Origin of the sequence: Cellulomonas massiliensis JC225, from assembly GCF_000312005.1 — a bacterium.
GTDB lineage: Bacteria > Actinomycetota > Actinomycetes > Actinomycetales > Cellulomonadaceae > Cellulomonas > Cellulomonas massiliensis.
The window spans coordinates 943,917-949,898 of the sequence record NZ_HE978588.1; the positions used below are offsets into that span (position 1 = coordinate 943,917).

A 5,982-nucleotide genomic window follows, 5' to 3' on the forward strand; every position below is an offset into this window, starting at 1 on the left:
ATGGGCGCTGCGCGTCGCGGTGGCGCTCGTGGGGGCGTGCGCGCTCGTGCTGCCGTGGCCCGGCGGGACGCTGCCCGGACCGGCGGCGGGCCTGGCCGTCGCGCTCGCGGTGCTCGTCGCGGCGCGGCCCTGGTCCGGCTCCGGCGGCCTGCTCGTGCTCGTCGCCGGCGTGCGGGTCGCGGTGCAGGGGCCGGCGCCGCTGTGGGCGCTGTGCGCGGTGGTGCTGCTGGTGCACGCGACGGTCTGGCTGTCGACATGGAGCGGTCGCGTGCCGATCGGAGCGCGCGTCGAGCTGGCGGTGCTCCGCCGCGGGCTGCGGCGCTTCCTCGTCGTGCAGGTGCCGGCCCAGGCGCTCGCGGTGCTCGTCGTGACGCTCGCGCAGCCGTCGGTCGGCGCGAGCGACGTCGCGCGCGTCGTGGGTCTCGTCGCCGCGGCGGCCGTGACCGTGCTCGTCCTGCCGCGTGCCGGCGGGCCGGACGAGGGCTGACCTCAGTCCTCGAAGTGGCAGAACAGGTGCCCGGCCGGGTCGACGAGCACGCGCACGTCCGCCTGCGGCTGGTGCTCCGCGAGCCGCGCGCCGCACGCCAGCGCGTGCTCGACCCCGCGGTCGAGGTCGTCGACCCAGATGTCGAGGTGGTCCTGCATCTGCTGGCGCCCGGCGGTGGCGGGCCACACGGGCGGCTCGTACAGCGGGTCGGTGCTGAACCCGAGCCCCGAGCCGCCGGCCGGCGGGCGCAGCATGACCCAGCCCGGCTCCTCGGCCGTCGTGCGCCAGCCGAGCAGGCGGCGGTAGAAGTCGGCGTGGGCGTTCGCGTCGCGTGACTCGAGCACGGTCGTCGAGAGGCTGTTGCGCAGCCCCGCGTGCTCGGTGACCGTGCCGCTGCCCGGCCGGACGGGCGCGCGCGCGTCGTCGGCCGGGACGCCGCCGGCCGCGTGCGAGCGCGCGGTCGCGACCACCGCCTCGAGGTCCGGCACGGGCGTCGGGTGCGTCGGCTCGTAGAGGCCCATGACGAGCCCCGAGGGCAGCGCGATGCGGGCCACGAGCCCGTAGCCCTGGCGCCGCGGCGCGGCGATCGGGTGGACGCCCACCTGCACCAGCTCGGCCAGCGCGCCGTCCAGGTCGTCCGTCATCAGGAACAGCTCGGCGCCCTCCGAGTCCCCGCCCGGGTGCACGCCGACCTCCGTGGGCGGCGCCGCGAAGGTCAGCCAGCCCGGCTCGGTGGCGACGTCGTCGACGAACGGCCAGCGCAGGACGTCGCGCAGGAACGCCCGGTCGGCGACGGCGTCGGGGCTGGGCAGCAGCACGTGCAGTCCGGCGATCATGCTCCGAGCGTCCTCCGCCAGGGGGCGCGGTGCCATCCGTCCGGTCGGGCGGCGAAGGAAGGTCGGCCGGAAACCGTCACATCCGCGCGCGCCCGGCCGATCAGCGGGGCACCGCTGCAGCACCCGTCGCGTCAGCGCCCGCCGTGACAGAGAGGTCCACCGTGCCCACGCCTTCCGCCCCTCCCCGCAACCTCGCCATCGCCGTCCGCACCGGCGCGGCCGTCGGCGTGGCGCTCCTCGGGCTCGTCGTCACCGCGTGGATCGGCGTCGCGGGCGTGCACCGGCTCGCCGGCGACGCGCTCACCGAGCAGGCCGCGCGGCAGGCCGCCGCGGGTCGCACCACGCTGGCGATCGTGCTGGCCGCCCTCGTCGGCGGCCTGCTCACGGTGGTCCTCTTCGGGCGCGTGCTGCGCCGCATCCAGGGCGAGCTCGCCGAGATCCGGACGGCCGCCGCGCGGATGGCCGACGGCGACCTGTCGTCCGAGGTGCGCATCACGTCCGACGGCGAGCTGGGCGAGCTCGCGGCGGACCTCAACGCCGCGCAGGCGTCGCTCGGCGCCGCGCTGGGCGACGCGACGAGCACGTCGCAGACGGTCGTCGGCGTCGCGGGCGCGCTCGCGTCGGCCCTCGGCGAGGTCGCGTCCGGCGTGGAGTCGACGAGTGCGCAGGCGGGTGTGGTGGCGGCTGCGGCGGAGCAGGTGTCGCGCAACGTGCAGGCGGTGGCGGCGGGTGCCGAGCAGATGGGTGCCTCGATCCGGGAGATCGCGCAGAACGCGTCGGAGGCGGCGAAGGTCGCCTCGGCGGCCACGGGTGTGGCGGCGCACGCGAACGACCAGGTCTCGCGCCTGGGGACCTCGAGCGCGGAGATCGGGAACGTGGTGAAGCTGATCACGACGATCGCGGAGCAGACGAACCTGCTGGCGTTGAACGCGACGATCGAGGCGGCTCGTGCGGGTGAGGCGGGCAAGGGGTTCGCGGTGGTGGCCGGTGAGGTCAAGGAGCTGGCGAACGAGACGGCTCGGGCGACGGAGGACATCGCGCGTCGGGTGGAGGCGATCCAGGCCGACACGACCGGTGCGGTGGCGGCGATCGGGGAGATCGGCTCGATCATCGCGAGCATCAACGACTACCAGCTGACCATCGCCTCGGCGGTGGAGGAGCAGACCGCGACCACGAACGAGATGTCGCGGTCCGTCGCGGAGGCCGCGACGGGCTCCGGCGAGATCGCCGGCACGATCTCCGGCATCGCGCACGCGACGGCCGACGCCAACCTCGTCCTCTCGCAGATCGAGTCGTCCGTCGGCGAGCTGACGCGCATGGCCGAGTCGCTGCAGTCCACCGTGGGCGCCTTCCGTCGCTGACCGGCCGCGGTGCGGCGTGCGTCCGTCCGGGTGACACCGGCGGACGGCACAACCTCCAGGGCCCCGGCTGCGTTCTCTGGTGCACTGGGGACGAGGAGGGGCCGTGGCGTGGGAGCCGATGCTGACAGCGGTGGTGCAGGAGCGCTATCCGCGCCTGGTGGCGTACGCGTCGCTGCTGGCGGGCTCGTACGCGGACGGCCAGGACCTCGTGCAGGAGGCGCTCGTCGCCACCTTCTCCGGCCGGGCACGGTTCGACACGGCGGCCGAGGCCGAGCAGTACGTCCGCCGGGCGGTCGCGTCGCGGTTCGTGGACCGCACCCGGCGTCGCCGGACCGAGCGCGCGGCGTGGGCGACCGTGGGCGCGTGGCGCGAGGGAGCGCCGCCCCAGCCCGTCGGCGGGGCGGCCGGTGAGCTGGAGCGCGCGCTGCAGCAGCTGCCGCCCCGGCAGCGCGCGTGCGTGGTGCTGCGGTACCTGGAGGACCTGTCGGTCCGGTCGACCGCCGAGGTGCTCGGCCTGAGCGAGGGTGCGGTCAAGCGGTACACCTCCGACGGGCTGGCCGCGCTCAAGGGGTCGGTCGACGTGACGGTGCCTGCCGAGGAGACCGCGCCGGTGCGGATGACGACGGAGGTGCGGGATGCGTGACCTGTCCGAGCTGCTCGGCGAGCTCGCCGCAGCCAAGACCCACGAGGTCGAGGCCCGCGTGGACCTGACCGCCGCCCTGGCCGGAGCACGGCGGGCGACCCGGCGCCGGCGGACCGTCCGTGCCGTCGGCACCGGCGTCGCCGCCGCCTCCGTGCTCGTCGCGGTCGCGGTCGGCAGCTGGGCCGTCGGCGACCGCCGCGAGCCCGAGCCGGCGGTGACGTCCTCGCCGACGTCCAGCCCGACGCCCAGCGCGACGCCGACCCCGAGCCCCACCCCCGACCCGACGCCCAGCTCGACCCCGGTCGAGACCGCGGACCCGAGCGGCCCGGCCGCCCCGGTGTGGCCGCGGCCGGGCGCGGTCCGGCGCGCGCAGGACGGCGTGACCATCCGGGACGGCGAGGGCCGGACGGTCGTGCCGTGGACGGTGCTCGCCTCCGACCGGGCCGAGGCGGTGGAGGGCGAGGACTACCGCGTGCGCGAGTGGAGCGACGAGTTCTACCGGTTGCACGAGTACGACTGGTGCGCCGACGCCACCGACACGATGCACCTGCGCCTCGACGACGGTCGGTACCTCGGGACCCGGGCGGACGACGCGCCCTGCCCGCAGCGGACGTCACGGATCGGCGTCTTCGACGGCACCGACTTCACGCCGTGGCCGAGCACGCAGGAGCTGCTGCCCGGCACGGGGCGCGAGGTCGCGGACGTCGACCGGGCGGACGGCTGGGTCGCCTGGATCGAGGAGTCGATCGCGCAGCAGTCGCAGGGCGAGTCCCTGGACTCCTGGGCGGTGTTCGCCGCCCGGGAGGACGGCAGCGAGATGCGCGTCCTCCAGTCGTGGAAGGCGGAGGACTCGGAGGACGCCGCGCGGGACTGGCGCAAGCACGGCGCGTCCGACGTGACGCTGCTCGACGGCCGCGTGTCCTGGCTCGTCCTGCAGGACTTCGACTCCGGCCGCTACGGCGTCATGTCCGCCGATCTGGCCGATCCCGGCTCGGTGCACGAGGTGGTCGCCGGACGGATCCACCACCTGGTGGCGGGAGACGGCGCGCTCGTCGGCCTGGTGTCGGACGCGGCCGACCCCCACGCGACCGCCTACCGCATCGTGTCGCTGACCGCCGACGGTCGGACCGAGCCTCTGCTGGACGTCACGGGAGCGATCGAGGGCGTCGTCCCCTGGGCGGCCGATCTCGGCGGCCACCACACGCTGGCCCTCGGCGTCGGCGCCGACCTGTACGTCTACGACGCGGCCCACGACCACCTGCTGCGGGTCGCCGGCGTGGGCGAGGTCGCCTACCGCGGCCTGGCGGCGGACGACTCCGCGGTCGTCTGGTCCGACGGCTCGACGAGCTTCGCCCTCGACCTCGCGTCCGGACCGGTCATGGCGCTCGGCGACGGGTGGGGGAACCCGCCCGACAACCTCCGGTGGCTGGCGACGGGCGACGGCTCCTTCGTGCGCATGCAGCGCGAGTGGACGGCGGTCGACCGGGCCAGGGTCACGACCCGGCTGTACGAGCTGCTCCGCTGACGCCGTGGGCGAAAACCCTTGGCCGGCGCCGGGAGGCGGACGTACGGTCGCAGGACACGGGAAGGAGGTGGTCCACGACATGTACTGCTCTTGGACGCGTGAGGTGACTGTCCGCTAGTCGCCCGAGTACTCGGACGGACTGTCGATCCGCCCGCACGGCTCCGCCCGTGGCCTCGGCCGCGAGCAGGGCGGCGAGCGAATACGCGCAGTCACCGCAGCCCGTGGGAGCCGCGAGCTCGTCCCTCGCGGCAGGGCCCCGTCAGGGGACCCGGCCCACGGGCTGTTCCCTGCCCGGCGCAGGCCGTCGACGCCGCTGTCGACGCCGGCCGCCCGGCGCGGGATGCTGTCAGTCGTCCGGCAACGACGCCCGACCGACAGGGGAGCCCGCGATGAGGTTCGAGATCGTCAAGAGCGAGAGCAGCGGCCAGTTCTTCTTCCGCATCCGCGCGACCAACGGCAACGTGCTCGCGAACAGCGAGCAGTACGCCGACAAGCGCTCGGCCGTCGCCGCGTGCGAGTCGATCAGGAAGAACGCGGGCGACGCGGAGATCGTGGAGCTGTAGCGGCCTGTCAACCGCCCGTTCCCCCTGTCGTCAGAGCCGGACCTCTCGGAACGGCGCGCTCTGCGGCCAGGGGCGGACCGGGCGCACGCGGAAGCGCACGTCGCTGAGGTCGGCCCACGTCACCGTGCCGTAGTAGTAGTCGTCGTTCTTCTCCCAGAGGAACCCGTCGGGGATCGTCCCGAGCCGGTCGGCGTTGTCGCCCTGCCACCACGTCGCGCGGACCCCTTCCGCGCCCGCGCGGGTCAGCTCGAGCGTCCCGCCGTCGCGGTGCTCCGCGTAGGTGGTGACGGCGAGGCTCGCGTCCTCCGTGGGCGCGCGTTCCTGCAGCTCACCGTCCTCGAGGCCGAACCGTCCGACGACGACCCCGCCGCGCGCGGCGCTGAGCCGCGCCAGCGCCGCGTCGACCGCCGCGTCGGCCACCGCCTCATCGTCGTGCTCCACAGCTTCCCCCTCGGCGGCGTCCCGTGGCTGCGCCGGCGGCGCCGGGACCGGGTCGCGGCCGCCGTCGGCGGGCGCGGGCGCGTGGTTCGTCGGCACGGGCACGGGCGGCGCGGCCGCGGACGGGCC

The 5,982-nt window shown here is 75.6% G+C and carries 7 protein-coding genes; 5 read left to right on the forward strand and 2 right to left on the reverse strand.

The genetic code is table 11. The annotated features are described in order from the left end of the window. The coding region (locus HGCM_RS04500) for a hypothetical protein (RefSeq protein ID WP_218917033.1) at positions 1 to 487 on the forward strand (487 nt) is incomplete at its 5' end. Positions 488 to 489: 2 nt separating this feature from the next. Here HGCM_RS04500 and HGCM_RS20360 read toward each other — a convergent pair. Continuing rightward, positions 490 to 1,323: a VOC family protein gene (locus HGCM_RS20360; RefSeq protein WP_019135684.1), complete on the reverse strand. Its 834-nt coding sequence runs from the start codon at positions 1,321 to 1,323 to the stop codon at positions 490 to 492. A 161-nt stretch (positions 1,324 to 1,484) separates the two neighbouring features. Between HGCM_RS20360 and HGCM_RS04510 the strand changes: the two genes are divergently transcribed. From HGCM_RS04510 to HGCM_RS19060, 4 genes are all read left to right on the forward strand, one after another. After that, positions 1,485 to 2,684: a methyl-accepting chemotaxis protein gene (locus HGCM_RS04510; RefSeq protein ID WP_019135685.1), complete on the forward strand. Its 1,200-nt coding sequence runs from the start codon at positions 1,485 to 1,487 to the stop codon at positions 2,682 to 2,684. A 103-nt stretch (positions 2,685 to 2,787) separates the two neighbouring features. After that, positions 2,788 to 3,327 carry a sigma factor-like helix-turn-helix DNA-binding protein gene (locus tag HGCM_RS04515; protein WP_019135686.1) on the forward strand — a complete coding sequence of 180 codons (540 nt, stop codon included), beginning with the start codon at positions 2,788 to 2,790 and terminating at the stop codon, positions 3,325 to 3,327. Continuing rightward, on the forward strand, positions 3,320 to 4,852 hold the full coding sequence (locus HGCM_RS20175; RefSeq protein ID WP_051016032.1) for a hypothetical protein: 1,533 nt from the start codon (positions 3,320 to 3,322) through the stop codon (positions 4,850 to 4,852). Before HGCM_RS04515 ends, HGCM_RS20175 begins: the two co-directional genes overlap by 8 nt. 389 nt (positions 4,853 to 5,241) lie before the next feature. Beyond that, positions 5,242 to 5,415: a YegP family protein gene (locus tag HGCM_RS19060; protein ID WP_019135687.1), complete on the forward strand. Its 174-nt coding sequence runs from the start codon at positions 5,242 to 5,244 to the stop codon at positions 5,413 to 5,415. A 30-nt stretch (positions 5,416 to 5,445) separates the two neighbouring features. On the opposite strand, the gene HGCM_RS04530 is transcribed toward HGCM_RS19060, so the two are convergent. After that, positions 5,446 to 5,982, reverse strand: a 537-nt coding sequence (locus HGCM_RS04530) for a hypothetical protein (RefSeq protein WP_026075259.1), incomplete at its 5' end; no start/stop codon positions are given.

Excerpts from the sequence above, each read along its gene's own strand:
- HGCM_RS19060 (WP_019135687.1), top strand. The coding sequence starts at position 5,242 with ATGAGGTTCGAGATCGTCAAGAGCGAGAGCAGCGGCCAGTTCTTCTTC.
- HGCM_RS20360 (WP_019135684.1), bottom strand. The coding sequence starts at position 1,323 with ATGATCGCCGGACTGCACGTGCTGCTGCCCAGCCCCGACGCCGTCGCC.
- HGCM_RS20175 (WP_051016032.1), top strand. The coding sequence starts at position 3,320 with ATGCGTGACCTGTCCGAGCTGCTCGGCGAGCTCGCCGCAGCCAAGACC.